We start from the raw sequence: 26,245 nt of genomic DNA, 5'->3' as shown, positions 1-26,245 counted from the left end.
CAAGGAGACGGACATGGCCAAGACCGCGTTGGTGATCGGGGGCGGTGCGCCCAATATGCCGCTGATGGCCGGTGCGCTGTCGGCGATGGTCCGCCAGCGGGTGCGGTTTGACCTGATCTCGACTTCTGGCGCCGGAGCCCTGGTGGGCTTGCTCTATGCCGCACCCAAATCCGGCAACGCCATCGCCGCGCTGGCTGGCATGGTGCAGATGGGGATCGCCGATCCGGTGTACAGGGTGCTGCCGGTCAACTACAAGGTGTTCCACAAGCCGGGCGTGCTGGCCGAGCAGTTCCGCAGCGAGCTGGCGCGCTCGCCGATGTCGCGCCTCGTTGATCAGCTGTCTGGCCAGAGCGACGCCTGGCAAGCGTGGGCGGACTGGGTCAGGCTGATGTGGGCGATGGCGACGCCGACGGATCTGTCGAACCGCAGCCTGGGACTGTGCGCGCATGTGCCCTTTATCGAAGACGTGGTCGATTTCAATCGCATTGCCAATGCCAGCGTACCCATCTACCTGAACGCCTATAATCTGGACCGGCGCGTGATGGTGCAATGGGAGGGCGAAGAGATCACTGTCGAGCGCTTTCGCGCCGCGCTGTCGTTTCCTTTCCTCTATCCGCCGACCGTGCTGCCCAACGAGGCTGGCGAACCCGAGCACTACATCGAGGGTGCCGCACTCGATACGCTCAACTTCAAGGCGCTGGTGGGGCCCGGTGGCGTGCATCCGGAGATCGGCACCATCGTGGTGTTCGACGTGCTCGGCGCCGAGCGGCTGCTGCGGCCGCCGCGCGATCTCTATGACGCGTGGGTCATGTCCATCATCACGCCGCTGGTCGAAATCGCCCAGGATGATCTCAAGTTGTTCGATCTCGTCTACAACCGCAACCCGGACGGCAGCGAGAAGCGCAACCTGCTGAAGGTGCCGCTGCTGGCGCCCGAGTTGCCGGCCGAACGCTGGGACGCAATGTTCGACTGGAGCATCTCCAATATGCGTACGCTGTACCGGCTGGGTTTCGAGTCTGGTCTCGTGTTCTGTCGCGACCACGCGGCGACGCTGGGCATTATTTACGACGAGAGCGTCTTGTCGCTCCCTGAGGCCTGGACGGTCGCAGACGCCGTCGGGGAAACCGCAACGGCCTGAGCCGCCAGGCGCAGGCGTAGCAGTTCCAGATCAAACTGCTGTTCCAGGTCGGCGAGCTGTCGCGCGGCCTGGGTCGACAGCCGTACCCCGCCGGCATGGTGCGTGGTTTGCGCCGCAATGAGCGCGTGCATCTGTTGATGGTGGGTCAACGCGTCACGATGACGGCCCAGGTCACGATAGCTCTGTGCCAGCAGCTCTTCGGTGGGAATGCGCAGGCTGGGAATCTGGGTTTGCCTGGCCAGCTGGTTGGCTGTCAGCAGGTATTCCAGGGCTTCGTCGTTACGCCCCAGATTGCGCAGCGTCTTGCCGAGGCTGAGCAGCACCTGCACCTGGCCCCACGCATTCTTGTGCGAGCGATAGAGCTGCTGGGCTTCCTTCAGATAGCGCTGCGCCAGAACGTAATCGCCGCGTTCGAAGTGCACCAGGCCGTAGTAGGACACTACCTCGGCCTGCCATACCGGATTGTCGACACCTTGCGCAAGCAGCGAAGCGGCCGCGTCGAGCGCTGCCAGCGCTGCCGGGTAATTCTGCTGGCTGTAGGCGACGCTGGCGAGGTTGATCTGGATCTGACAGCGCAGTCGTTGGTCATCCTGCATTTCCGCCAGCTGCAGTGCCATCTCGTGGAAGTAGTTGGCGGATTCGTAATCACGCAGCGCGTCGTAGACTTTGCCCACGCCGATATAGGCCTTGGTGCACCAATGCATGTCCTGCAGCTCGCTGGCGAGCTCCAGGCATTTGAGCCAGGCATCGAGTGCGGGCAAGTAGTCCGCCAGGTCGTACAGCACCAGCGCCAGTTCGTCGCAGGCGTGGACCACCAGCGTCTTGAGGGAGGCCTGCGTCGCATGGCGTACTGCCTCGCGCATGGAGTCTGCGCCCGCCTCGCGCTGGCCGGCAAAGAACAGCGCACGCCCGCGCTCGATCAGCGTGCGTGTGATCAGTGCCGCGTCGTTGAGCGCCCGGCAATCGGCCAGCAGGCTGTCGGCCTCCTGGACGATACGTGCGTAGCCGTCGCGTTCCAGCGACTCGTAATCAAGCGTGATAAGGGCATCGAGACGCTGTTGCAGCTGCTGCGCGGTCTCAGGCATGGACGTCTCCGCTAGACACGACACAATTGCGCCCGGCCCGCTTGGCTTGATACAGGGCGAGATCGGCGCGGCGCAGCAGCTCGGTTGAGGAGTCACCGGGCATCAGCGTGGTGGCGCCGATACTGATTGTTGCACGCAATCCGGATGCGACATCGTCCCAGGGCCACGCTTCCAGGCGCTCGCGAATCCGTTCTGCCAACCGCAGGGCTCCTGCCAGCGTCGTGTCGCCTATCACCACCGTGAATTCCTCGCCGCCGTAGCGGAACAGCGAGTCGCCGTCGCGCAGCGTGACCTGCATCTGGCGTGCGCCCTCCTGCAACACCCGGTCGCCAACCTGATGGGTATAGGTGTCGTTGATCGTCTTGAAGTGATCGAAATCGATGACCAGCAGCGACAGCGGGCTGCCTTGCTGCTGGGCTTGGGCGACGAGTAGCGGCAGCCGCTCATCCAGTGCGCGTCGATTGAAAGCGCCGGTCAGTCCATCGCGGTAGGCGGCGTTTTCCAGCTGCTGCAAGCGATTGGCACGCTCACTCGTTTGCTGGCGTAACTGGGAAAGCTCGATTTCGGACGACAACAACTTCAATTTGATCTCGGCCGCCGCGAGTCGGCGTGCCGCCAGCTTGTTGACCCTGCTGGACATCGCCTTCTGGGCGATGGCCTGGTGATATTCGTGAAACGCGATGTGATGCTGCAGCGCCGAGGCGTAGTCGCCACGTTGCTCATAGAGTTGCGACAATTGCTGGTGAATTTGCTGCGACAGATGCGCAGCGCCGAATCTGGCCACCGTTTCCTGCGCGCGTTGCAGATACGCCTCTGCCTGCGCATCGCGCTTGAGTTCGCGCAGCAGCCGGCCCAGCCCGATCAGGTTGACGGTCTGGCCCCACAGGAAGCCTGCTTCCAGGTTGATTGCATACGCGCGTTCGAGGAACGCCTGCGCGGCTTCGGTACGGCCCTGCCGGGCGTGGATGTTGCCGAGGTAGTTGTAGATCTCGGCCTGCCAGTCTTGTCGCAGCGGCAGGACCAGGTCGCGCTCCGCGGCGAGCAGCAGTTGTTCGGCCAGCTCGTAACGCTCGAGGCCGATCAGGTCGGCGGCCAGATGGATGCCGGCCTTGGCGCGCAGGTCCGGATCGGGTTGCGCCGCGGCGAATTCCAGCGCTTGAGCGTGGTAGTGGAAGGCGCTGCCGGTGTCGTTGTGCGCCACGTAGAGGTTGCCCAGGCTCAGATAGGCCTCGGCGTACAGCGCGGGTGCGCGCGCGCGCAAGGCGTGCTCCATGCCGAGCAGCCAGTGCTGCATGGCCTGGCCGTTGCGCCCGCCGTTGGCATGGGCCTGCGCCAATGTCAGTTCCAGTTCTGCCGCGACGTGTGCCGGGGCGTCGGCCGGCAGGATGCGACGCGCGCGGCGCAATACCGGCAGCGCTGCGTCGGCACCGGAGAGGATCAGCAAGGCGCGGCCCCACAGCAGGCGGGCTTCGGCTTCGAGGTCGACATACCCGGCTTGCGTTGCCTGCTGCGCCGCTTCGATCGCCAGCGTCAGGCAGACTTCGCATTTGGGTGCGAACATGGCCTTGGCGTCGCCGAGCGCCTGCATCAGTTGCAGGCGGGGGTCGACGGGCTTGGTGGCGTTCATCTCGGACTCGCTAGCCGGCCAGGCGTGCCAGTTGCGCGCGGATCGACTCGGCATCTTCGGCGGCGAGCAGGTCTTCCACCGCCGCTTCGAGCCGTGCCAGGTTGGTGGCGAGGATGCGCTGTTTCACCTTGAGTAATTGCGCGGGCAACATGGAGAAGCGCTTGAGCCCGAGCCCCAGCAGCAGCAGCGTCAATTGCGGATCGCCCGCCATTTCGCCGCACATTGATACCGGTTTGCCCAGCCGGTTGGCAGTGCTGATCACATGGTGCAGCAATTGGACCACTGCCGGATGCAGCGGGTCGTACAGGTAGGACACGGTATCGTCGTTGCGATCGACCGCCAGCGTGTACTGGATCAGGTCATTGGTGCCGATCGAGATGAAGTCCAGGTGCTTGAGGAAACTGGCGACGGCGACGGCTGCAGCCGGTACCTCGATCATGCCGCCGATCTCGATGTCCTCGTCGAATGGCATGCCCTCGGCGCGCAGCTGGGCCTTGATTTCCTCGACATGGCGCCGCGTCTGTTTCACTTCGCTGACGTGCGAAAGCATGGGCACCAGGAGCTTGATCTTGCCGTAGGCCGATGCGCGCAGCAGCGCGCGCAGCTGGGTGCGAAACAGCTGGGTCTCGGCCATGCACAGCCGGATGCCGGTCAGCCCGAGCGCAGGATTGGGTGCGTCGCTCTCTTCCTGCCACTTGGGGATCTTGTCCTTGCCCAGGTCCATGGTGCGGATGATGACGGGCTTGCCCTGCATCGCCTCGGCCACCTGGCGATAGGCTTCGAACTGCTCGGCCTCGGTCGGCAGGTCATCCTCGTCGCGCAGGAACAGGAACTCGGAGCGGAACAGGCCGATGCCGCTGGCGCCGTTGGTGAGCGCGAGCTCGGTGTCGTCGGGCACTTCGATATTGGCGAAGAGTTCGATCTCGCCGCCATCGCGCGTGACGGGCCTGGCACCACGGATATCCTGCAGCGCGCGCTGGCCGACGAGCCAGGCATCCTGGCGGGCGCGATATTCGGCGAGCACCGTTTCGTCCGGATCGACGATGACGACGCCGGCTTCGCCATCGACGATGACCAGCTCGTCCTCGCGGATCAGCGATTGCGCGTGACGCAGCGCCAGCACCGCGGGCAGATCCAGGCTGCGCGCCAGGATGGCGGTGTGCGACGTGGGTCCGCCGACGTCAGTGATAAAGGCGCCGTACTCGGTATCCTTGAACAGCACCATGTCGGCGGGCGACAGATCGTGCGCAACCAGGATGCAGCCCGGGCGGGCCGGCGCCGGTACCTTGGCTTCGTGCCCGGCCAATGCCTTGAAAATGCGCTCGGTGACCTGGATGACGTCGGCACGGCGCTCGCGCAGGTATTCCTCTTCGATCTCGTCAAATTGCGCCAGCAGTGTGTCGAGGTGCTGCTTCAGCGCCCATTCGGCATTGCAGCACTGCGATTCGATGATGAGCTGCGGCTCGGCGGTGAGCGCATGGTCATTCAGCAACATGATGTGCAGGCTGAGGAAGGCGCCAAGCTCGGCCGGGGCGTTTTCCGGAATGCTGCCCCACAGTGTTTCCAGTACCTGGCACGCGTTGCGTGTCGCCGCTTCGAAGCGGGCAATTTCGCGCGGTACATCGGCCTCACTGATCGTGTAGTGCGCGATTTCGATCTCGTCGTGCGATAGCACATGGGCGTGCCCGATCGCGACGCCCCCGCCGATGCCGATACCGTGCAACGTGATCGCCATAGATTCTTCCTCTCTCCAGGCTCTTAGGAGCCCCGCTGTGCGTGCGCCTCTGTATGGCGGCGCTTATTCGCCTTCGCCGAAACGGTCTGCCACCAACGTCACCAGCGCATTCAGCGCCGCGTCCGCGTCGGGTCCGTTGCTGGTTTCGATCACGATGGTGCAGCCCTTGCCGGCGGCCAGCATCATCACGCCCATGATAGATTTAGCGTTCACCCGCTTCTGGTTACGGCTGATCCAGACTTCGCTCTGGAACTGGCTGGCCAATTGGGTGAACTTGCTCGACGCACGGGCGTGTAGGCCGAGCTTGTTGACGATTTCTACTTCCTGTTGCGGCATGTTGGTCCTGTGTAGTACGGCTGTTTTCGGTTATTCGATCGGGGGCAGGATATACAGCACGCCCTCCAGCCCGCCGGTGATGGCCTTGCTGACCACCACCTCCAGCGATTGATGGCTATAGGTCAGCGCGCGGACCAGCATGGGCAGGTTGACACCGGCCACGGCTTCGACGAGACCAGGTTCGATCAGACGGTTGGCCACGTTCGAGGGCGTGCCGCCATAAATGTCGGTGAGCAGCAGCACGCCGCTGCCATCATCCAGGCTGGTAATGAGTTCGCGCGCGCGACGCAGCACCTCGTCCGGATCGTCAGCCTTGCTGACGGCCAGTTGCGCGAGGTTGTCGAGCGGCCTGCCCATGATGTGATGCGCACACGAAATCAGCGCTTCGCCCAGCGTGATATGTGTGACGAGGATAATGCCTACCATGGCCTTCCTGGGGAACGGGGTTTTCTGACGTTATAACCGAAAACCTTGCGGCTCCGATAGCGCTGAAATTCCCTGAATTTGCGCCCGGTCAGCGCAGTCGATAGATGTGGGGCGGTGGCACCAGCCAGTTGATCCGTGCCTGCATCGGCGCGCTCAGGTAGGCACTGCCATCCGCCGCGATAATGAGCACGTCATTTATGCCAGAGCGGTGTGCGTAATCGTTCGCGCTGTCGATGCCACCGATGAAGATGGGCTTGGTCGCGACATCGGAAACCATCCCGGCCTCGCGCGATGGCGGTGCGATCACGGTGGCGGCTTGCATCCAGCGTGCGGGTTCGCCGCTGCGCGGGTCTATCAGGTGGCTGTAGCGCCTGCCGTCCAGTTCGAAATAGCGCTGGTAATCGCCGGAGGTGCCAATGGCTTCGCCGTCGCGCAAGGCCAGGGTAGCCATCGCGCGCGGCTGGCGCGGGTGCTGCAGGCCGACCACCCAGGGCTCCTGTCCCTTGCGGCCCAGCGCGATCACGTTGCCGCCGATGTTGATGAGCGCGTTGGTCACGTGGTTGCGGCGCAGGTAGGCCGCGGCGCGATCCAGTGCCCAGCCCTTGGCCATGCCGCCAAAATCGAGTGCGACCGCCTCGTTACGGCTGCTGACGCTGCCCTCCGTGACCGCAAGATCGTCGAGGCTGGGCGCTGCCGCGGTCAGCTCGGCGATCCGCCGCGGATCAGGCAAGCGCGCGGCAAAGGTGTCGTCGTGAAAGCCCCACAACGCCACCAGCTGGCCGATGGCGGGATTGAACAGCCCGTCCGAACGCGCCGCGTAAGCCTGGCCACGCAGGATCAGGCCAGCCAGTTCCGCGTCGATGGGGGCCGCTTTGCCTGCCGCGAATGCGGCGTTCAGGCGTGTGACCGGTGACGGCTGCCAGGCGTGGAACCGGCCGTGCAGCCGGTCGAGTTCGGCGAGCAGTGCGCTGGTATGCCCTGCGGCCCGCGCTTCGGGCAGGCCCCAGATCGTAATGTCGATCTTGGTGCCGAAGGCATAGCCGCTACGCTGATAGAGCGGCGGCTGTCCGCAGCCGGTGAGTTGGGCGGCGAGTAGAAGCGGCGGCAACAGCAGGCGTGCGAGCGCGCCGATACGCCACAGCGCGCGGCGCAACTCACGCCAAGCTGGCGCGGCCAGGAGTGGCAAGCACAGCATTCGTGTCGGGCCTTGGCGCTTGTTTACGATACTTTCGCGGCAGGGCCGGCCTGGGCTTCCAGCGCGTCGATGAATAGCGCGGCGACATCGATGCCGGACTGGTTGGTGATTTCCTGAAAGCAGGTGGGACTCGTCACGTTGATTTCGGTGACCTGCTCGCCGATCACGTCAAGGCCGACCAGCAGCAGGCCGTCGGCCATGAGCTTGGGGCCTAACGCCTCGGCGATCTCGCGGTCGCGTGCCGTCAGCGGCCGGGCGACGCCGGTGCCGCCGGCGGCGAGGTTGCCGCGGGTCTCGCCGGCCTTGGGAATGCGCGCGAGGCACCAGTCGACCGGTTTGCCATTGATCAGCAGCACGCGCTTGTCGCCATCCTTGATCGCAGGCAGGTAACGCTGCGCCATGATGGTCTGCGTCTCGTTGGCAGTCAGTGTCTCGATGATGGCGCCGATATTGGGATCATCGTCGCGCACGCGGAAGATGCCCGTGCCGCCCATGCCGTCGAGCGGCTTGAGGATGATGTCGCCGTGCTCGGCGAGGAAGGCGCGGATGTCGTCGGCGCGCTGGGTGACCATGGTCGGCGCGATGAATTCGGGAAAGCGCAGGATGGCGAGCTTCTCGTTGTAGTCGCGCAGCGCCTGACCGGGATTGAATACCCGCGCGCCCTGGCGCTCGGCCAGCGTGAACAGATGGGTGGCGTACAGGTATTGCTGATCGAAGGGCGGATCGGTGCGCATCAGCACTGCATCGACAGCATGCAACGCCAGCGGCTGGGCAGCGCCCAGCGTGAACCAGCTGCCGTAGGCCTGCGTGTCGCTGAAGGTAAACGGCGTGGCATGCGCGCTGACGATACCGTGCTGCACCGACAGGTCGGCCGCCTCGCAGGTCCAGATGGTCCAGCCGCGCCGCGCCGCCTCCCGCAGCATCACGTAGGTGCTGTCCTTGTGGATCTTGAACTTGGCGAGCGGGTCGGCAACGACGAGCAGTTGCATGGTGGGTCCAGGCAGGGAAGGGCCGGTACTCACCGGCCGCATGGGGATCAGACGGCGAGGGCGACGGCTTCGGGAGCCTGCGCGTTTTCCAGTTCCAGCGAGGCGGCGAGCAGTGCCATGCGGGCGACCACGCCGTAGCTGTAGAAGCGGTTCGGCTCGCTGTCGGGCGCGCCATCGCAATCGGGCGTCGAGCAGGGCGAAGCAAACGCCAGCGGCGCGAAATGCATGCCCGGCGCGTTCAGGTTCTCGTCGATGCCGCGGCCGGTATGCACGCGGTAGAAGCCGCCGACGACGAAGCGGTCCAGCATGTAGATCACCGGCTCGGCCACGGCGCCATCGACGCTCTCGAACGTGGGTACGCCTTCCTGCACGATCACGTCGTGCACTTCCAGGCCTTCCTTCACCACCGACATCTTGTTGCGCTGCTTGCGATTGAGGCCGATCACCTCGTCCGCCGATTTCACACTCATCACACCCATGCCATAGGTGCCGGCGTTGGCTTTGACGATGACGTAGGGCGCCTCGTCGATGCCGTGCTCGGCGTATTTGCGCCGGGTGCGTTCCAGCATGGTGGTGACCGCAGCGGCCAGGCGGTCCTCGCCTTCGCGGCTGTGAAAATCGAGCGCATCGACGTGATCGAAATAGGGGTTGATCACCCAGGGGTCGATGCCGATCAGCCGGGCAAAATCGTTGGCAACCTGGTCATAGGCGGCAAAGTGCTCGGTCTTGCGGCGGCTGTGCCAGCCGGCGCGCAGCGGTGGCAGGATCTGCTGGTCGACATGCTGCAACAGCGGTGGCACGCCGGCGGAAAGATCGTTGTTCAGCAGCACGGCACAGGGATCGAACCCATCGAGCCCGACACGGCTGCCGTGGCGCTTCACGGGCTCGAGCGTCAGCGCCTGGCTGTCGGGCAGCTCCAGCGTGGTCGGGCCGGTGATTTCCGGGTTGAGACTGCCGATGCGCACATTGAGCCCGGCCTGGCGCAGGATCTTGGCGAGCGCGGCGACGTTCTGCAGGTAGAACTGATTGCGCGTATGGTTTTCCGGGATCAACAGCACGCGGCGTGCGCTGGGACAAAGATCCTCCAGCGCACTCATCGCCGCCTGCACGGCCAGCGGATGGAAGTCGGGGTTCAGGTTGTTGAAGCCGCCGGGAAACAGATTCATGTCGACGGGGGCAAGCTTGTAGCCGGCATTGCGCAGATCGACCGAGCCGTAGAACGGCGGTGCGTGCTCCTGCCACTGGTTGCGGAACCAGTGCTCGATCTCCGGTTGCGCAGCGAGGATCTTGCGCTCGAGATCGAGCAGGGGCCCGGTCAGGGCCGTGACGAGATGCGGTACGCTCATGATGATCCTCGGCCTACGTCGCCGTTCGTATATGTCGATAGCCTTTACAGATTGGGCCGGCCATCCGGGAATCAAGGCTGGGCGTCGCAGTATGCGCGCCTAGTGTGACTATACAGTGGGCCGGGGGAGTCATTCCCTTTCGGCGGGAGTATGGCGATGCGTGATCCGTTTTCTCATGAAGTGGCGAGCTTCGAGCAGCCGTTGACCTTGCTGCAGGCGTGCCATGAACGCGTGCGCCACTACTCGGGGCTGTTGGTGCGCATGGCCGAACACCAGGCGGTACACGGCAGTGACGAGCAGTTGCTGGTGGCCGCGCAGTCCGTGCTGCGCTATTTCGACGTCGCCGCGCCCTTGCACCATGCGGATGAGGACGATGACCTGTTCGCCGCGCTGTGGCCCCGGGTCGATGCCAGCGTCCAGTCCAGCCTGTCCGCGCTCTCGGCGGAACACGGTGTGCTCGAAGCCGAATGGGCGGTGTGGCGTGTGCGCTTGCAGGCGCTGGTCGCCGGCGAGGCGGTGGTGCTCGATCCGGACGCCGCGCGGGATTTCTCGCACCGTTACGTAGTGCACGCGGCTCGCGAGGAAAAGGAGGTGTACCCCTGGGCGGAGCAAGTGTTGTCGACGGCCGAGCTGTCTGCCCTGGGGCAGCGCATGGCGGCGCGCCGACAGTCGTCGCGGGATGCTAGCCCGAGGCCTTAACGCCGCGCATGGGCTGGTCGCGCCGCTCGCCGATACCGTGGCGTATGTTGAGCGCGTGGTAGCGCGCCAGTGTCTGGCGGGCTTCCTTGGGCAGGGTTTCGTCGTGAAAGGCGGCCTGGATCAGCTCCTTCTGCACGAAGGCCAGCTGGCGCGACAACAGCGCGCAATCGGTCATTGCCACGCCACGATTCATGTCGGCAACGATGGCGAGCGCATCGCGCTTGATGCGGTAGATCAGCGAGAGTGACAGCGGGTTGCTGCGCGCCTCGATGCGCTCGCGCGTGGCAGGCAGCATGCGGGTGGGCTCGTTCAGTGCGGAGTCGTTGGCGGCGGTGACCGGACGGCCGGTCAGGTGTTTGAACAGCTTGAACAGCATGCATCCCTCCAAAAACAACGGGACGCCTTGCGTCCCGTTGTCGTCGACCACGATGGGCTTATTTGTCGAGCAGGATCCGCAGCATGCGACGCAGCGGCTCGGCAGCGCCCCACAGCAGCTGGTCGCCGATCACAAAGGCCGAGATGTACTCCGGACCCATGTTGAGCTTGCGCACACGGCCGACACCGATCTTAAGCCCGCCGGTGATGGAAGCCGGTGTGAGCTCCTTCACAGTGACTTCGCGATCGTTCGGCACCCATTTCACCCAGTCGTTGCCGGACTGGATGATGGCTTCGATTTCGGACAGCGGCAGATCCTTCTTCAGCTTGAGCGTCAGCGCCAGGCTGTGGCAGCGCATCGCGCCGATGCGCACGCACAGGCCGTCGACCGGAATGGTCTGCGCGGTGCCGAGGATCTTGTTCACTTCGGCCTGGCCCTTCCATTCTTCCTTGGACTGGCCGTTTTCAAGCTGCTTGTCGATCCAAGGGATCAGGCCGCCGGCGAGCGGCGCGCCGAAGTATTCGGTCGGCACATCGCTGCGGATGGTCTGCGCGACCTTGCGATCGATGTCGAGGATGGCGGAGGCCGGGGTGGCGAGCTCATCGGCTACCGAGCCGTAGACCACGCCCATGCCCTTCAACAGTTCGCGCATGTGGTTGGCGCCGCCGCCGGAAGCCGCCTGATAGGTCATCGACGACACCCAGTCGACGAGGCCTTCGCGGAACAGCCCGGCCACGCCCATCAGCAGGATGGAGTTGGTGCAGTTGCCGCCGATGTAGTTCTTCACGCCGCGTGCGAGCGCGCTATCGATCACCTGGCGATTGACCGGGTCGAGAATGATGACCGCGTCGTCTTCCATACGCAGCGTGGAGGCCGCATCGATCCAGTAACCATTCCAGCCGGCTGCACGCAGCTGCGGGAAGATTTCTGTGGTGTAGTCGCCGCCCTGGCAGGAAATGATGACATCCATGGCCGAGAGCTCGGCAATGGATTTGGCGTCCTTCAGCGTGCCGGCGGCCTTGCCGAAATTCGGCGCTGCGCTGCCAGCCTGCGAGGTCGTGAAGAACACGGGCTCGATCAGGTCGAAGTCTTTTTCTTCTTGCATGCGCTGCATCAGCACCGAGCCGACCATGCCGCGCCAGCCGACGAGGCCTACTTTCTTCATCATCGTTTCCTTGTCATCAGGGATTACACGTAAGCCCCTGATAGTAGCCGAAAAAGGCGTGTTTCTGCCAGTGAGGCCGGCTGCGGCTGCTATGCAACGACGCCAAATCACGATGTTGCCAAATTCTTAATTGTTTATTAAGGTTTGAAGTACAAAATTACAAAAGAGTCGTGCGCATGTTTGCGAGAATCATCGAGGTGGCCAGTGTGCTGACCCGGTTTCGCACCAGGGCGGACAATGAAAGCTACGCGCCGACCCAGGGCCTGCCCAGCATGGGTGTGAGACGAGTCAGTAGAAGGGTTTACATGGATGTCGCGTTCCGCGTGGAAATGGTTGTGATGAGTGGAATGGTGACGCGCATGATGCGCGGCGACGAGGGGGGCGTGGCACCGCCGCTGCTTGCCGGGGTGCTGCAGGACATTGAGCGGATGCAAAAGATTTCTGCGAAAGCATCCAGGACTTTGCGGGATCGTTTATATAATTCTTACGAAATTGACGGGGCTGCAACCTATCTGCGGCTGGCCGAAGCGGCGCGGCAGGCCAAGGTCCGTTTATCGCCTGATGGCGTGTCGCTGCGTTGAGAAACGCATCGCCGGCCGGTGCAAACGTGCTTAGCATGACTGGTTTATCGGAGACTAATGCATGCGGGGACTGGTGCAGCGGGTGGCTGGGGCGGCCGTGACCGTCGAGGGGCAGGAGGTCGGACGCATCGGCGCCGGATTGCTGGTGCTGGTGGGCATCGAAATCCGGGATGCCGAGGCCGATCTGGCATGGATGGCGGCCAAGCTGGCCAAGCTCAGGGTGTTTGCCGACGACGCTGGCGTGATGAACCGCTCGGTATGCGATGTCGGTGGCGAGGTTCTCGCCGTTTCGCAGTTCACGCTGTTCGCCAGCTACAGCAAGGGCAATCGCCCTTCCTGGGGGCGTGCGGCGCCCGGGCCGGTATCGCAACCGATGTTCGAGCGCTTCGTATCCTTGTTGTCGGCTGAGCTTGGCAAGCCCGTGCCTATGGGCGTGTTCGGCGCCGACATGCAGGTCAGTCTCGTCAACGACGGGCCGGTCACGTTGCTGCTCGATAGCAAGAATCCCGAATAGCCTGGCTTGCCCAGCTGCGTCATCATGGCTTGACGTGTCGGGTGGCCCGTCGTAAAAAGACATCAAGCGCCGATTTGATTCCCAGCTTGCGGGCGCTCTACAAATTCGGCTAAAGCGTGCCCGAAACCCGCGGCCACGCGGGTTTTTGCATTTTAATGTCTCGTTTTACGCGCCTGTTTAATCGACAACTTGCGGGGCGCGCCACGGCCTGGTCGTGGAAGTACCGCTAAAGCGTCGGCCGCATAGGCGGCCGTCCTGTCGTTGACCGAGGAGGCTGCCATGTACGATTGTCTTTCCCCCGAATTCAAGACCGCTGCCCGCTTGCGCACGCTGGCGGCGCGCCCTGGCCAACGTCGCTCGTTGCGGCTGGCCGCTGCCGATCTCGCAGGCTATCTCACGCTGGCCGAAGCGGAGGCTGCGCTTGCCGCGCTGGGCTTTGCCCGGGAACGCCTGGCCGATGGCAGTCTGCTGGTGTTCGACCTTTCGGTCCTGACCGCGCTCGATCTGCAACAACGCTGGCCTACGCTGATCGGCCATTACGAGGTGCCATGTCGCAAGACCATCCTGTTCGCGCCGAACTGAAATCGATTTGGCAATTGAGCTGGCCGGTGATGGTGGGCCAGTTGGCCAGCACCGGCACGTCCTTTGTCGACTACGTGATGTCGGGCCACGTATCGGCGGCCGACCTCGCCGCGGTCGCGGCCGGGGCCTCGGTCTGGGTGATGCTGCTGGTCACGCTGATCGGCCTCAACCTCGCCGCCAGTCCGCTGGTGGCACACGCGGTCGGTGCGAACCAGCGCAGTGGCATTTCGGCCATTGTCCAGCAGGCGCTGTATCAGGGGCTGTTCTGGGGGGCTGCGGCCTGGTGCGTGGCGCGGCTGGCGTTGCCGCTGCTCGACCTGGTGGGGCTCGCACCGCTGGTCGCGGCCAAGGCCAAGGGCTTTCTCGCCGCAGTGAGCTGGGCGCTACCGGCCTTCGCGCTCTATCGCGTGCTCTATGCCTATAGCGCCAGCTTGAATTCGACCAAGCCGATGATGGTGTTCGCGCTGATCGGGCTTGCGCTCAACGTGCCGGCCAACTGGGTGCTGATCTACGGCAAGTTCGGTTTTCCGGCACTGGGTGCGGTCGGGTGTGGCTGGGCCACGGCGTTCTCGATCTGGGTGACCTTGCTGCTGATGCTGGGCTGGGTGCGTTACTCGTCGCTCTACCGTGACACCTACCCGCTGCGGGCCTGGCGCAGCATCGACTGGGCGCTGCAGCGCCAGCTGTTCCGGCTGGGGCTACCCATGGGGGCGATGTTCTTCGTCGAGGTGAGCTCCTTTTCCGGCATCGCGCTGCTGTTGGCGCGGCTCGGCACGGTGACGGTGGGCGCGCATCAGATCGCGCTCAATATGGCTTCGCTCACCTTTATGATTCCGTCGGCACTGGGTACGGCAATGACCGTGCGGGTGGGGCAGGCGCTGGGTGCGGGTGACATGGCAAGGGCGCTTTTCCTCGGTCGTCTGGGGCTGCAGTCCGGGCTCGTGATCGCCGCGGTGTTGGCGCTCTTTATGTTGCTGGGCAATCACTGGATCGCCAGCTGGTACACCTTCGAGCCGGCGGTGCGCGCGCTGGCGGCCACGCTGCTGATCTACGCAGGGGTGTTCCAGCTGGCCGATGCCACCCAGGTCGTCGCTGCCGGCGTGCTGCGCGGCTACAAGGTGACGCGCCAGCCGATGTGGATCCATCTGTCGGCGTTCTGGCTGCTGGGCCTGCCGGCCGGCTACCTCTTGACCTTCGGTGTCGGCGGCTGGCCGGGCATGGGCGCGGCTGGCTACTGGCTGGCCCTGGTGATCGCGCTGACCTTCGCCGCGCTGGCGCTGCTGTGGCTGTTCAGACGCGTGGCACGCCGTGCGGCGCACGCGGCATGATCCGAACGCCTCACCCCTCACCCCAGCGTTGCATCAGCTGGTGGGGTACGCCGAGCTGATCGAGTATGCGGGCGACGACGAAGTCGACCAGGTCGGAAATCGATTGCGGGTGATGATAAAAGCCCGGATTGGGCGGCAGGATCACGACGCCAAGGCGCGCGAGCTTGAGCATGTTTTCCAGATGTAGCGCGGAGAACGGCGCCTCGCGCGGCACCAGGATCAACGTCTTGCGCTCCTTGATCATCACGTCGGCGGCGCGTTCGAGCAGGTTGTCGCTGTTGCCGCCGGCGATCGCCGCCAGTGCGCCCATGGTGCACGGCACGACGACCATGCCGTCGCCCGGATTGGAGCCGGATGCCATCGGCGCGAACCATTCCTGCTGTCCCCAGACCTTGAGCTGAGCCTCGTCCACGCCGTAGCGTTCCCGGAAGAGCCGGGCCAGTTCCTCGGCGCGGCCGGGCCAGGTTTCACCCAGTTCCTGCTTGGCGACGATCTGCGCCGCCTGCGTATACAGCACGTGCACGTTGCAGCCAGCGGCGAGCAGGCATTCCAGCGTACGCAGGCCATAGGGCAGGCCGGAGGCGCCGGTGAAACCTAAGGTGATGGTTTTCATTCGGGGTTTCCAAGGATGCGGGCGGCGATCACGCCATTGACGATACCGAAGATCAGCGCTGCCAGCATGAACACCGGTACCAGCTTGATCAATCCGTCGTGTGGAATCAGCCAGATCCGCGCCAGCGCGAGCTGGCCGCCGATATGGGCGTATGCTGCCAGGAGCGACAGGCTGATGGGGCCGAAATGGCGTCGAGGCAGGTGGCATGCCCATGCCAGCACGGCCAGGCTGGCGATGCTGCCGGCGCAGCTGAGCGTAAAGCCCGGTGAAAACAGGCCCCCCAGCGCGAGCGACGCGCCGAACACGCGCAGCCCGCTGACCCAGGCAGCCTCTTTCCAGCCATGGTGCCAGAGCACCAGCAGGGTGACGATGTTGGCAAGGCCAGGCTTGACCCCGGGGATGGGCGAGGGCACGGCCGCTTCCAATACCGACAGCGCAATCGCCAGCGCGGCGTAGCGCGCCACGCGCACGTCGGCCGATGTCGCAGTGTATTCAGTAGCCGAGGCTGTCATAGCGCGGGGTGTCGCCCTCCAGCGTGACGGCGATCCGGTTGGGCAGGCACACGGCGCTGTCGCCAGCATGCTGCAGCCAACCGGCGCGGACGCAGTACTGGCGCGGACTGGGGTCGGCAATGACGCGGGCCCGGCCACGCGCGATTTCGACCCGGGTGGCGCCCAGCGGCCCGGCGATGGCTAGGATCTGATTGGCGTTGGCATCCAGCTCGGCATAGAGCTGGCCTTCCTGATAGATGCGCACCCGCTGCGCAGCTTGGCCTGGCCAGACGTGGTATCCGGCGAGTGCGGTGGCGAGCACGCCGAGCAGCACCATGGCCAGATCACCGGCTCGCATCATCGCGAGGGGACGAGTTCCGGCCGTTCGCGGTGGCGGACCAGGGTCTGGCGCGTCTTGCCAAAATGCTTGCCCAGTTGCTCGGCGAGGTAGACCGAGCGGTGCTGGCCGCCGGTGCAGCCGATGGCGACGGTGACGTAGCTGCGGTTGTCGCGCTCGAATTCCGGCAGCCAGCGCTCCATGAAACCGAGCACATGGGTCAGGTATTTGCCGACCATGGGCTCGCGCTCGAGGAAATCGATCACCGGCTGGTCGCGCCCGGTCAACGGGCGCAACGCCGGGTCATAGTGCGGATTGGGCAGGCAGCGCGCGTCGAACACGAAATCGGCGTCGAGCGGAATACCCTGCTTGAAGCCGAATGATTCGAAGATCAGCGTCAGGCGAGAGCGATCGAGCGCGACGAATTCGCGGATCCAGCTGCGCAGCTGCGACGCCGAAAGCTCGCTGGTATCAATGCGGTGCGCTTGTTCCGAAAAATACGCCAGCATCTCGCGCTCGAGCGCGATCGCTTCAAACACGGTGAGCTCGCCGCTGGCCAGCGGATGGCTGCGCCGCGTTTCCGAGAAGCGCTTGACCAGCATTTCGGTCTTCGCTTCGAGAAACAGCAGGCGAATGTCGAGGTTGAGCTCGAACAGCGCATCGAGGTGTTCGGGCAAGGACGAGATGCTGTGCGCGCTGCGTACGTCGATGGCGATCGCCACCTTGGGGTAGCCATCCTCGTCGAGCAGGGCCACCGATTGCGGCAGCAGCGGCGCTGGAAGATTGTCGATGCAAAAGTAGCCGAGGTCTTCCAGTGCGCGTAGCGCGACGCTCTTGCCCGCGCCGGACACGCCGGACAGCAGGATGACCTGTTGCCGACGGCTCACTCGCCCATCTCCATGAAGCGTTGGTGACGCTCGATGAATTCGCGCGTGGAGTCGATGCCGCGCAGTTGCAGGATGTAGTTGCGCACCGCAGCCTCCACCAGCACGGCGAGGTTGCGACCGGCGGCAACCGGGATCACCAGCTTGCGGATGGGCACGCCGAGGATTTCCTGCGTCGCCGCCTGCATCTGCAGCCGGTCGATCGGCGCCAGCGTCTCGCCATTGGCCTTGGCCAGATGAATGATGAGCTTGAGCGTCTTCTTCGGCCGCACCGCAGTTTCGCCGAAGATGGTGCGGATATTGAGCACACCGATGCCGCGCACTTCGAGGAAGTCACGCAGCATGGGCGGGCAGCGCCCTTCCAGCGTTTCCGGGTTGGTGCGGTAGACCTCGACCACATCGTCAGCGACGAGGCCGTGACCGCGCGAGATCAGCTCCAGCGCGAGCTCGGACTTACCCATCGACGATTCGCCCGTCAGCAGCACGCCGACTTCGAGCACATCGAGGAACACACCGTGCAGATGGGTGGAAACCGCCAGCGCCTTGGCGAGGTAGTAGCGCAGCACGTCCATCAGATAGGGCGACTGCTCCGGGCTCGTGAGCAGCGGCACATGGTAGCGCTCGGCCGCTTCCTTTAGCGCGTCGGGTACAGGCTGGCTGTTGGCGACGATCATCGCCGCCATTTCGTTGGCAAACAGCCGCTCGACCGCCTCCTTCTGCGCGTCCGGCGACAGACCCTGGAAGTAGCTGACCTCGGCAATGCCGAGTACCTGCACCCGGTTCGGGTGGATGAAATTCAGGTGGCCGACGAGCGCCAGCTTGGGTTTTTGCTCACTGGCATCGTTGGTGAGCAGGCTGTTGGCGCCCGATTGCCCGGCCACCCAGGTGAGCCGCAGCTTCTCTGCGTTGTCGATGAACAGCTGGCGGACGGTGATTTGCGGCATGCAACCTTACCCGGCGTAGGGTTCCCAGTGGGCGATCAGCTTGAACGCCGCATCCGCATCCGGCACCAGGGCGAGTTCATCGCGCACGGCCTTGTCGGAAAACAGCTGGGCGAGTTCGGACAGGATCTGCAGATGCAGATCGGTGGCGTTTGCGGGAACCAGCAGCACGAAAATCAGCGACACCGGCTTGCCATCGGGTGCGTCGAACTGGATGGGGGCCTTCAAGCGGACAAAAGCGCCCGTCGCTTCCTTCAGGCCCTTGATCCGGCCATGCGGAATGGCCACTCCTTGCCCGAGCCCGGTCGAACCCAGCTTCTCGCGGGCGAACAGGCTGTCGAAAATCACGCTGCGGGCAATGCCATGGCTGTTTTCGAACAGGATGCCGACCTGTTCGAACACACGCTTCTTGCTGCCGACGTCCATGTCGAGGAACACATTGCCGGCCGGCAAAATCTTTGAGATCAGGCTCATGCGGAAAGAGAGGCCCAGAAAATAACCTGAGTATTGTAGCGCTGTGGGCCGGCAAACCAAAAATGCCGTGGTTTGCGAGGGTGTAGAACCGACAGCGGCGACGCCATGAAACGAAAAACGGGAACCATGTGGTTCCCGTTCGTGGGGCAGGGGGGAGCTTATTCGGCGGCGGCGGCAGGCTGGTACTTGATGCTTTCGCCGCGATGATCCATCAGCTTTTCCTTGTGCTTGATGATCTGCCGATCGAGCTTGTCGGAAAGCAGGTCGATCGCAGCGTACATGTCCTCATCGGTGGCTTCGACATGGATATCGCGACCGCGCACGTGCACGGTGGCCTCAATGTGATGTTGCAGCTTCTGCACGGAGAGGATCACGCCGACGTCGATCACGGAGTCGAAGTGGCGGGTGATCCGATCCAGCTTGGTCGTGACGTATTCGCGAATCGACGGGGTCACTTCCAGATGATGGCCGCTGATATTGAGGTTCATATGTCTGCTCCTTCTGCGTTTGAACTGTGGGCGCCACGCAACGGAAGCGTAACGTGGACCTACAGGCTTTTGCGCTGATTGACGGGGGCGATCTGCATCGCTTCCCGGTACTTCGCAACGGTTCGCCGCGCAACCACGATCCCTTGCTGCGACAGCGCCTCGGCAAGCGCACTGTCTGAGAGTGGTTTGGTCTTGTCCTCGTTCTGGATCAGCTGTTTGAGCAGGGCCTTGATCGCCGTTGCCGAGCATTCGCCGCCGGCCTCGGTTTCGACATGGCTGCCGAAGAAGTATTTGAACTCGAAGAGCCCCCTTGGACTGTGCAGGTATTTCTGGCTCGTGACGCGCGAAATCGTGGATTCGTGCAGATCGAGCTCTTCGGCGATATCGCGCAGCACCATGGGCCGCATTGCCACTTCGCCGTGTTCGAAGAAGGCGTGCTGCCGGGCGACGATGGCCTCGGCCACGCGCAGGATGGTGTCAAACCGCTGTTGCACACTCTTCACCAACCAACGGGCCTCCTGCAACTCCCTCGCCATCACCCCGCCCTCACTGCGCTGCAGGATGTTGGCGTACATCTGGTTGACCCTGAAGCGCGGCCTTGCCGCTTCGTTGAGCCTGACCCGCCAGCGCCCGCGCGCCTTGTAGACGATGGCATCCGGAATCACGTAACGCGGTGTCAGTTGCGCCCACTTGGCCGCCGGTCGCGGATTCAAGCCCACGATCAGCTCGTTGGCCGCCCTGAGCAACGCATCGTCGCACTTCAGCGCCTTCTTGATCCTAGTGTAGTCACGCGTCGCTAATAAATCGAGATGCCGCTCGACCAATGCCAGCGCGAGTTGATTTGCCTCAGATTTTGGCAATAAACGCAGCTGGATGGCCAATGCTTCGCTCATGTCCCGAGCACCCACTCCGATCGGATCGAGGTGTTTGAGCCGGGCCAGTGCCACGGACAGATCCTCTATTTCGAGGCCGGTTTCGGTGATGAGTTCCTCCGGCAGCTGGGAAAAGATCTCGTCCAGTGTCTGCGTCAGGAAGCCATCGTCATCGAGTGCATCGATCAGTAGGGCGAGGACCGCACGATCGAGCGCGGTGAGTGGCAGCAAGCCTGCCTGCTCCAGCAGATGCTCGCGCAGCGTGAGCTCACGCGCGGTATTGCTGGCGGGGTCGAAGTCCTCGTCGTCGTCGCCATGGCCGCCACTGCCGCCGCTGCCCCAGCTCCATTCGTCATCGCCGAAATCGTTGTTGCTCTCGAGCGGGCTGTCGTTGGTCTCGCCATCGGCATCACCGCCTTCGCTGCCTTCGCCGCGGTCTTCGCCAGGCTCAAGCAAGGGGTTCTCGACCATATAGCGCTCGATCTCCTGGCGGAAGTCGAGCGTGGACAACTGCAGCAACTTGATCGACTGCTGCAGCTGGGGGGTGAGGTTGAGCTGCTGCGACAGCTTCAGTTGGAGCGATTGCTTCATGGTTGGCGGCTACATCCGGAAGTGCGCACCGAGATAGACCTTGCGTACGTCTTCGTTCTCGATGATGTCGGATGGATGCCCCGAGGCCATTACCTTGCCCTCGGAAATGATGTAGGCGCGATCGCAGATGCCCAGCGTCTCGCGCACATTGTGGTCGGTGATCAGCACGCCGATGCCGCGCGCCTTGAGAAAGGCGATGATGCGCTGGATATCCATCACCGCGATCGGGTCGACGCCGGCAAATGGCTCATCGAGCAGGATGAAGCGCGGATTGGCAGCCAGCGCCCGGGCGATTTCGGCGCGACGGCGCTCGCCGCCGGATAGCGCCATGGCATTGCTGTTGCGCAAATGGGAGATATGCAGCTCGTGCATCAATTCGTCGAGCCGGGCCAGACGCATGCCCTCGTCGCGCTCCTGCAGTTCCAGCACGGCAAGAATGTTCTGCGCCACGGTCATCTTGCGGAAGATCGACGCTTCCTGTGGCAGGTAGCCCAGGCCGCGCTTGGCGCGCTCGTGCATGGGCAAGTGGCCGATGTCCTCGTCGTCGAGCCGGATGTCGCCGCCATCCTTGGCAACGAGGCCGACTATCATATAGAAGCTGGTGGTCTTGCCGGCGCCGTTCGGCCCAAGCAGGCCCACCACTTCACCGGCGGCAACATCGAGCGACACGTCGCGCACCACGGTGCGTTTCTTGTAACGCTTCATCAGGCCGGTGGCGCAGAGGCGGCTCTCGCTCATGGGGCGGCCTTTTTCTTGGGCTGGATGGTGATATTGACCCGGCCGCTGCTGGTACCGCCCGTGCCGCCTTGCGCCTCGTAGAGCTCGGTGTTCATGTTGTAGGTGATGATCCGGCCGATCACCTCGTCGCCGGTGTCGCGACGCACCCAGGCCTGGTCGATCAGCTTGAGCAGCCCGGTCTTGCCGTCGTAATCGAAGCTCAGCGATTGCGCATCGACCCATTCGCCGCTATCGAGGCGCTGGCGGAAGGTGACGGGCTTACCGTTGCCGGTGATGTACTGGTTGCCCGCCTCATCCTGGCGTACGTTGAGCACGGCCGATTTCAGGGTCATGGTGCCTTGCGTTACGACCACGTTGCCGGTGTAGACCCCCGCCATCTGCTTTTGGTCGAGGCTGGCGCGATCGGCTTCGATCTTCATTGGCTTTTCGCGGTCTGCGGTTTCTGCGTGGACAGTCGGTGTGGCGATGCAGGCGCAAGCCAGCAGCCAGTTAGCGGCGCGGCGGATCATAGGTGGTGCTCACTTTGGATTTCAGGATCAAGGTGCCGGCGATCAGGTCCGCTTCGAAGCCGACCGCGGTGCCGCGATAGGGGCCGCTTACGGCGGTGACTGGTGCGGCGGAACTGGCACGACGGGTATCGGTGGTCATCCACACTTCGCGTCCGGTAACGACGAGCCGCGGGTGTTCGGCATCGGCTTCGCGGACTACGGTGACGGGTTCGGGAAACCAGAAGCGCTTGCTGTCCTGCAAGCCCTGGGCCGTGGTGGTGACGGCATGGATGGCAGGGGCGTTGGGCGCCATATAGTCGAGCGTGGCCTGGTCGAACCAGGTGCTGTTGTCTTCCGGATAATGCCGGGTACGCTCGGCGATGACGTGGACCAGGCGCTGGCCGTCAGGGCCAAAGCGCACGGCGTCGATCTTCTCGATCACGAGGTCAGGCTCGCCTTTGCGTAGCGGCTTGGGCTGCTCGGGCATGCGTGCGGCTTTATCCAGTGCCCAGACCAGAAGCCCGAGCACGATCAGCAGGATGAGCGGAAGAAGCTTGCCGGAGTGTCGCATCGTGGGTCAGCGCAGGTACTGGGCGAGCACGCCGTCGAGCGTACCCTGTTCACGCATCACCAGTTCGCACGTTTCGCGCACCGCGCCGCGACCGCCACCCTGGCGGGTGATGTAATGCGCGTTCTCGCGCACCAGCTCGGGCGCATCGGGAACCGCGACGGCAAATGCAACCCGGCGCATCACTGGCAGATCGATCACGTCGTCGCCGACATATCCGCATTGCTCGGCGCTGAGCCCGGCCTCGGTGAGCAGTTCGTGAAAGGTGGCCAACTTGTCGTGCGCGCCCTGATACAGGTAGTCGATTTGCAGGTTGCGCGCGCGGTGTTCCACCAGTCGGGATTGGCGCCCGGTGATGATGGCCAGCTTGACGCCGGTGCTTGCCAGCATCCTGAGGCCATGGCCGTCGAGCGAATTGAAAGCCTTCAATTCCTCGCCGGCATCGGTGTAATAGAGGCTGCCATCGGTCATCACGCCGTCGATATCGAAGATCATCATGCGCACGGCGCGGGCTTGTTCGGTCACTGTCGTTCTCCTTCTTCTAAACCACACGCGCGCGCAAGAGATCGTGCATATTGATGGCGCCGATGACCCGGCCGGCCTCGGTGACCAGCAGGCCGTTGCAGCGTTTGCGTTCCATGATGGCGACGGCTTCGCTGGCCAGTTGCTCGGCCTCTATGGTGACCGGGTTGCGCGTCATCACGTCGGCAACGGCCGTGTTGTGCACATCTATGCCGCGATCGAGCGCCCGGCGCAGATCGCCGTCGGTGAAGATGCCGATCAGCTGTTCGGCGTTGTCGATCACGGCCGTCATGCCGAGTCCCTTGCGGCTGATTTCCAGCAGGGCATCGCGCAGCGAGACGGTGCAGGGTACTGCGGGCACGGCATCACCGCTGTGCATCAGGTCACGTACGCGGATCAGCAGGCGGCGGCCCAGCTTGCCGCCCGGATGCGATAGCGCGAAATCCTCCGGCTTGAAGCCGCGCTCTTCGAGCACGGCCACGGCCAGCGCGTCGCCCAGTGCCAGCGCAGCCGTGGTACTGGCGGTCGGTGCCAGATTGTGCGGGCAGGCTTCCTGCTCGACGCTGCCGTCGAGCACCACGTCCGCTACACGTGCCAGCGTCGAATCGGCGATCCCGGTCAGCGCAATGATGGGCGTGCCCAGCCGCTTGAGGCTGGGCAGCAAGGCAAGCAGCTCGTCGCTTTCGCCGGAATAGGACAAGGCCAGCACCACGTCGTTGCTGGTGATCATGCCCAGATCGCCATGTGCGGCCTCGCCCGGATGGACGAACAGCGCCGGCGTTCCGGTGGATGCCAGCGTGGCGGCGATCTTGCGCGCGATATGGCCGGATTTGCCCATGCCGGTGACGGCGACGCGGCCGTGCGCGGCCAGGATCAGCTTTACGGCGACGTCGAAACCGGCGTCGACCCGCTGGGCCAGACGCGCGAGAGCACTCGCCTCGATGTTGAGGACGCGTTGTGCGCGCTCCTGCGCGGTGCTGCCTGTCGGCGGGGTGGGAGTGGTCGCCATAAGCCGCCAGTATAAAAGAGCGCGCGCTGCTGCCGCTAGCAAGAATCGGTCCTGATTGCAGAAATACCGCTAGGGCGTATTTGTCAGAGTCCTCTTATAATCGGGGCGACCTTGTCCTGACCGCCTCTATACTCGTGCACCTCTCCTCCCTGCTCCTGTTGCTCGCCGCCGCCGTGGTCACCGTTGTGCTTTGTCGCACGGTGAAGCTGCCCGCCATGCTCGGATATCTGTTGGTCGGCATGCTGATCGGGCCACATGCGCTGGGCCTGATCGCTTCCGGCGACGAGGTGACGCACCTGGCCGAGTTCGGCGTGGTGTTCCTGATGTTCACGCTGGGGCTGGAGTTCAGTCTGGCCAAGCTCAATGCGATGCGCCGTGTGGTATTCGGCCTGGGCGCAGCCCAGGTGGTGACCACGGCTGCGCTGGCGGGCGGCGCGGCCATGCTGGCTGGCTACAGCTGGCAGGTGGGGCTGGCGCTGGGCGGCGCCATGGCGATGTCGTCGACAGCGATGGTGTCCAAGCTGTTGTCCGAGCGCAACGAGCTCAATGCCCCGCATGGGCAGAATGCGATCGGCATCCTGCTGTTCCAGGATCTGGCAGTCGTGCCCATGCTGATCATGCTGCCGGTGTTGGGCCGGCCCGGCGAGGAAATGCTGTGGGCGCTGGGGCTGGCGGCGCTCAAGATCGTGTTCGTGCTGGTGCTGCTGCTCAATGTCGGCCAGAAGCTGATGCGGCCGTGGTTCAACCTGGTTGCCAAGCAGCACTCGAGCGAGCTTTTCATGCTCAACCTGCTGATGGTGACGCTGGGCATCGCCTGGCTGACCGAAATGGCGGGGTTGTCGCTGGCGCTGGGTGCCTTTCTCGCCGGCATGTTGATTGCTGAAACCGAATACCGATATCAGGTGGAAGACGATATCCGGCCATTTCGCGATCTACTGCTGGGCCTGTTTTTCGTGACGGTGGGCATGAATCTGAATTTCGGCACGCTGGCCCAGCAATGGTGGCTGGTCCTGTTGCTGCTCGTCTTCTTGCTGCCGGGCAAGATATTGCTGATTGCTGCGCTGGCGCGCGCGCTGGGGCATACGCCGGGCAACAGCCTGCGCACCGGTTTCGCGCTGGGGCAGGGCGGGGAGTTCGCCTTCGTGTTGCTGGCGCTGGCGGCTCTCTACGGGCTGATGCCGGCCGAGCTGCATCAGGTGCTCATCGCCAGCGTGGTGTTGTCGATGCTGGCGACCCCCTTCGTGCTGCAGCACTCGGACAAGCTGGTGCTGCGGCTGGCGGCGTCCGAATGGATGAGCATGGCGGCCAACCTGCACCAGATTGCGGTGCGCACCATGCAAAGCCAGGGCCACGTGGTGGTCTGTGGTTATGGTCGCAGCGGGCAGAGCCTGGCGCGCCTGCTCAATCAGGAGGAGATCCCCTTCTTCGCGCTTGACCTGGATCCGGAAAAAGTGCGCGAGGCGGCGGCCGCGGGCGAATCGGTGGTGTTTGGCGACGCCGCCAAGCGCGAGGTGCTGATGGCGGCCGGCCTGATGCGCGCGCGCGCGTTGATCGTCACCTATGCCGATACGCACTCGGCGCTGCGCATTCTCGAGCTGGTGCACCAGATCCGCCCCGAGCTGCCGGTGATCGTGCGCACCTACGACGATAGTGATATTGACAAGCTGAAGGCCGCTGGCGCCGCCGAAGTGGTCGCGGAGATCATGGAAGGCAGCCTGATGCTGGCGTCGCACACGCTGATGATGCTGGGCGTGCCGCTCAATCGCGTGCTCAAGCGTATCCGCGCGGTGCGCGAGGATCGCTACCAGATGTTCCGCGGCTTCTTCCGCGGCACGGTGGAAGATCTGGAAGACGGCGAGCGGCCACTGCCGCGGCTGCATACGCTGTTGCTGGTAGGTGGCGCCAACGCCGTCGGCAAGACGCTGGGCGAGTTCGATCTTGCCGCCCTACACGTCGAAGTGAAGAGTCTGCGCCGCAAGAACATGCCCCCGGCTCAACCCAGCCCGGATTTCGAGCTGGCCGAGGGCGATGTGCTGGTATTGCTGGGCGACCCCGAGAGTTTGGCTGCGGCTGAGATGCTGTTGCAGCAGGGGCACTGATGTCTGGG

The 26,245-nt window shown here is 64.0% G+C and carries 30 protein-coding genes; 7 read left to right on the top strand and 23 right to left on the bottom strand.

All coding sequences use genetic code 11. The features are described from left to right. The first annotated feature begins 13 nt into the window (after nt 1–13). Nucleotides 14–1,138 carry a patatin-like phospholipase family protein gene (locus NLI84_RS04995; RefSeq protein ID WP_255988600.1) on the top strand — a complete coding sequence of 375 codons (1,125 nt, stop codon included), beginning with the start codon at nt 14–16 and terminating at the stop codon, nt 1,136–1,138. On the opposite strand, the gene NLI84_RS04990 is transcribed toward NLI84_RS04995, so the two are convergent. The 8 genes from NLI84_RS04990 to gshA form a co-directional block, all read right to left on the bottom strand. Next, entirely contained in the window at nt 1,063–2,223 is a 1,161-nt protein-coding gene (locus NLI84_RS04990) for a tetratricopeptide repeat protein (protein WP_255988598.1), read from the bottom strand. The genes NLI84_RS04995 and NLI84_RS04990 overlap by 76 nt on opposite strands. Beyond that, nucleotides 2,216–3,850: a GGDEF domain-containing protein gene (locus NLI84_RS04985; protein WP_255988597.1), complete on the bottom strand. Its 1,635-nt coding sequence runs from the start codon at nt 3,848–3,850 to the stop codon at nt 2,216–2,218. Before NLI84_RS04985 ends, NLI84_RS04990 begins: the two co-directional genes overlap by 8 nt. Before the next feature lie 10 nt (nt 3,851–3,860). Further along, nucleotides 3,861–5,585, bottom strand: coding sequence for a phosphoenolpyruvate--protein phosphotransferase (ptsP, locus tag NLI84_RS04980; RefSeq protein ID WP_255988595.1), 1,725 nt, complete (start codon nt 5,583–5,585; stop codon nt 3,861–3,863). A 63-nt stretch (nt 5,586–5,648) separates the two neighbouring features. After that, entirely contained in the window at nt 5,649–5,921 is a 273-nt protein-coding gene (locus NLI84_RS04975) for an HPr family phosphocarrier protein (protein WP_255988594.1), read from the bottom strand. Between the two features lie 30 nt (nt 5,922–5,951). Further along, nucleotides 5,952–6,347 carry a PTS sugar transporter subunit IIA gene (locus NLI84_RS04970; RefSeq protein WP_255988592.1) on the bottom strand — a complete coding sequence of 132 codons (396 nt, stop codon included), beginning with the start codon at nt 6,345–6,347 and terminating at the stop codon, nt 5,952–5,954. A gap of 88 nt (nt 6,348–6,435) precedes the next feature. Then, nucleotides 6,436–7,533, bottom strand: a complete 1,098-nt coding sequence (locus tag NLI84_RS04965; RefSeq protein WP_255988590.1) for an FAD:protein FMN transferase — start codon at nt 7,531–7,533, stop codon at nt 6,436–6,438. A 32-nt stretch (nt 7,534–7,565) separates the two neighbouring features. Continuing rightward, complete coding sequence (gshB, locus tag NLI84_RS04960) at nt 7,566–8,531, bottom strand: glutathione synthase (protein WP_255988589.1); 966 nt, start codon at nt 8,529–8,531, stop codon at nt 7,566–7,568. Nucleotides 8,532–8,578: 47 nt separating this feature from the next. Further along, nucleotides 8,579–9,877, bottom strand: coding sequence for a glutamate--cysteine ligase (gene gshA, locus NLI84_RS04955; RefSeq protein WP_255988588.1), 1,299 nt, complete (start codon nt 9,875–9,877; stop codon nt 8,579–8,581). A gap of 156 nt (nt 9,878–10,033) precedes the next feature. Between gshA and NLI84_RS04950 the strand changes: the two genes are divergently transcribed. Next, nucleotides 10,034–10,576, top strand: a complete 543-nt coding sequence (locus NLI84_RS04950; RefSeq protein ID WP_255988587.1) for a hemerythrin domain-containing protein — start codon at nt 10,034–10,036, stop codon at nt 10,574–10,576. On the opposite strand, the gene NLI84_RS04945 is transcribed toward NLI84_RS04950, so the two are convergent. Together NLI84_RS04945 and asd are read right to left on the bottom strand one after the other, a co-directional pair. Continuing rightward, nucleotides 10,560–10,952, bottom strand: coding sequence for a hypothetical protein (locus NLI84_RS04945; protein ID WP_255988586.1), 393 nt, complete (start codon nt 10,950–10,952; stop codon nt 10,560–10,562). The two genes, NLI84_RS04950 and NLI84_RS04945, sit on opposite strands and share 17 nt — an antisense overlap. A 58-nt stretch (nt 10,953–11,010) precedes the next feature. Further along, a complete protein-coding gene (gene asd, locus NLI84_RS04940) occupies nt 11,011–12,117 on the bottom strand; it encodes an aspartate-semialdehyde dehydrogenase (protein WP_255988585.1) in 1,107 nt (368 codons plus the stop codon). Between the two features lie 176 nt (nt 12,118–12,293). On the opposite strand from asd, the gene NLI84_RS04935 reads away from it, so the two are divergent. The 4 genes from NLI84_RS04935 (at nt 12,294) to NLI84_RS04920 (ending at nt 15,122) form a co-directional block, all read left to right on the top strand. Then, nucleotides 12,294–12,698 carry a hypothetical protein gene (locus NLI84_RS04935; RefSeq protein ID WP_255988583.1) on the top strand — a complete coding sequence of 135 codons (405 nt, stop codon included), beginning with the start codon at nt 12,294–12,296 and terminating at the stop codon, nt 12,696–12,698. Nucleotides 12,699–12,759: 61 nt separating this feature from the next. After that, nucleotides 12,760–13,212 (top strand): D-aminoacyl-tRNA deacylase, encoded by a 453-nt coding sequence (gene dtd, locus NLI84_RS04930; protein WP_255988581.1) that lies wholly within the window; start codon nt 12,760–12,762, stop codon nt 13,210–13,212. Between the two features lie 279 nt (nt 13,213–13,491). Continuing rightward, nucleotides 13,492–13,794: a hypothetical protein gene (locus tag NLI84_RS04925; protein ID WP_255988580.1), complete on the top strand. Its 303-nt coding sequence runs from the start codon at nt 13,492–13,494 to the stop codon at nt 13,792–13,794. After that, nucleotides 13,761–15,122, top strand: a complete 1,362-nt coding sequence (locus NLI84_RS04920; protein WP_255988578.1) for an MATE family efflux transporter — start codon at nt 13,761–13,763, stop codon at nt 15,120–15,122. The genes NLI84_RS04925 and NLI84_RS04920 overlap by 34 nt, the downstream gene beginning before the upstream one ends. 10 nt (nt 15,123–15,132) lie before the next feature. On the opposite strand, the gene NLI84_RS04915 is transcribed toward NLI84_RS04920, so the two are convergent. From NLI84_RS04915 to NLI84_RS04855, 13 genes are all read right to left on the bottom strand, one after another. Further along, a complete protein-coding gene (locus tag NLI84_RS04915) occupies nt 15,133–15,735 on the bottom strand; it encodes a flavin prenyltransferase UbiX (RefSeq protein WP_255988577.1) in 603 nt (200 codons plus the stop codon). After that, a complete protein-coding gene (locus NLI84_RS04910) occupies nt 15,732–16,199 on the bottom strand; it encodes a Gx transporter family protein (protein WP_255988576.1) in 468 nt (155 codons plus the stop codon). The genes NLI84_RS04915 and NLI84_RS04910 overlap by 4 nt, the downstream gene beginning before the upstream one ends. 28 nt (nt 16,200–16,227) lie before the next feature. Beyond that, a complete protein-coding gene (locus NLI84_RS04905) occupies nt 16,228–16,587 on the bottom strand; it encodes a NusG domain II-containing protein (RefSeq protein ID WP_255988575.1) in 360 nt (119 codons plus the stop codon). After that, nucleotides 16,584–17,450 carry an RNase adapter RapZ gene (gene rapZ / locus NLI84_RS04900; protein WP_255988573.1) on the bottom strand — a complete coding sequence of 289 codons (867 nt, stop codon included), beginning with the start codon at nt 17,448–17,450 and terminating at the stop codon, nt 16,584–16,586. Before rapZ ends, NLI84_RS04905 begins: the two co-directional genes overlap by 4 nt. Further along, on the bottom strand, nt 17,447–18,391 hold the full coding sequence (hprK, locus tag NLI84_RS04895; protein ID WP_255988572.1) for an HPr(Ser) kinase/phosphatase: 945 nt from the start codon (nt 18,389–18,391) through the stop codon (nt 17,447–17,449). The genes rapZ and hprK overlap by 4 nt, the downstream gene beginning before the upstream one ends. 6 nt (nt 18,392–18,397) lie before the next feature. Continuing rightward, a complete protein-coding gene (gene ptsN, locus NLI84_RS04890; RefSeq protein WP_255988571.1) occupies nt 18,398–18,862 on the bottom strand; it encodes a PTS IIA-like nitrogen regulatory protein PtsN in 465 nt (154 codons plus the stop codon). Nucleotides 18,863–19,020: 158 nt separating this feature from the next. Next, nucleotides 19,021–19,350 (bottom strand): ribosome hibernation-promoting factor, HPF/YfiA family, encoded by a 330-nt coding sequence (hpf, locus tag NLI84_RS04885; protein ID WP_255988570.1) that lies wholly within the window; start codon nt 19,348–19,350, stop codon nt 19,021–19,023. Between the two features lie 59 nt (nt 19,351–19,409). Beyond that, nucleotides 19,410–20,813 carry an RNA polymerase factor sigma-54 gene (locus NLI84_RS04880; RefSeq protein WP_255988568.1) on the bottom strand — a complete coding sequence of 468 codons (1,404 nt, stop codon included), beginning with the start codon at nt 20,811–20,813 and terminating at the stop codon, nt 19,410–19,412. A gap of 9 nt (nt 20,814–20,822) precedes the next feature. After that, nucleotides 20,823–21,551 carry an LPS export ABC transporter ATP-binding protein gene (lptB, locus tag NLI84_RS04875; RefSeq protein ID WP_255988567.1) on the bottom strand — a complete coding sequence of 243 codons (729 nt, stop codon included), beginning with the start codon at nt 21,549–21,551 and terminating at the stop codon, nt 20,823–20,825. Next, entirely contained in the window at nt 21,548–22,060 is a 513-nt protein-coding gene (gene lptA / locus NLI84_RS04870) for a lipopolysaccharide transport periplasmic protein LptA (protein WP_255988566.1), read from the bottom strand. Before lptA ends, lptB begins: the two co-directional genes overlap by 4 nt. Next, the gene (gene lptC / locus NLI84_RS04865) at nt 22,041–22,610 is read right to left on the bottom strand and encodes an LPS export ABC transporter periplasmic protein LptC (protein WP_255988565.1); all 570 of its coding nucleotides are present in this window, start codon (nt 22,608–22,610) and stop codon (nt 22,041–22,043) included. Before lptC ends, lptA begins: the two co-directional genes overlap by 20 nt. A gap of 6 nt (nt 22,611–22,616) precedes the next feature. After that, the gene (gene kdsC, locus NLI84_RS04860) at nt 22,617–23,132 is read right to left on the bottom strand and encodes a 3-deoxy-manno-octulosonate-8-phosphatase KdsC (protein ID WP_255988564.1); all 516 of its coding nucleotides are present in this window, start codon (nt 23,130–23,132) and stop codon (nt 22,617–22,619) included. A 16-nt stretch (nt 23,133–23,148) separates the two neighbouring features. After that, a complete protein-coding gene (locus NLI84_RS04855) occupies nt 23,149–24,138 on the bottom strand; it encodes a KpsF/GutQ family sugar-phosphate isomerase (RefSeq protein WP_255988563.1) in 990 nt (329 codons plus the stop codon). 134 nt (nt 24,139–24,272) lie between these two features. Between NLI84_RS04855 and NLI84_RS04850 the strand changes: the two genes are divergently transcribed. Continuing rightward, on the top strand, nt 24,273–26,237 hold the full coding sequence (locus NLI84_RS04850) for a monovalent cation:proton antiporter family protein (RefSeq protein WP_308445818.1): 1,965 nt from the start codon (nt 24,273–24,275) through the stop codon (nt 26,235–26,237). Nucleotides 26,238–26,245: the final 8 nt, after the last annotated feature.

The organism is Chitinolyticbacter albus (genome assembly GCF_024437655.1).
In the GTDB taxonomy this organism is placed as follows: Bacteria; Pseudomonadota; Gammaproteobacteria; order Burkholderiales; family Chitinibacteraceae; genus Chitinolyticbacter; species Chitinolyticbacter albus.
Note: the sequence above shows the minus strand (reverse complement) of the source record. Positions and strands in the feature narration are given on the sequence as shown.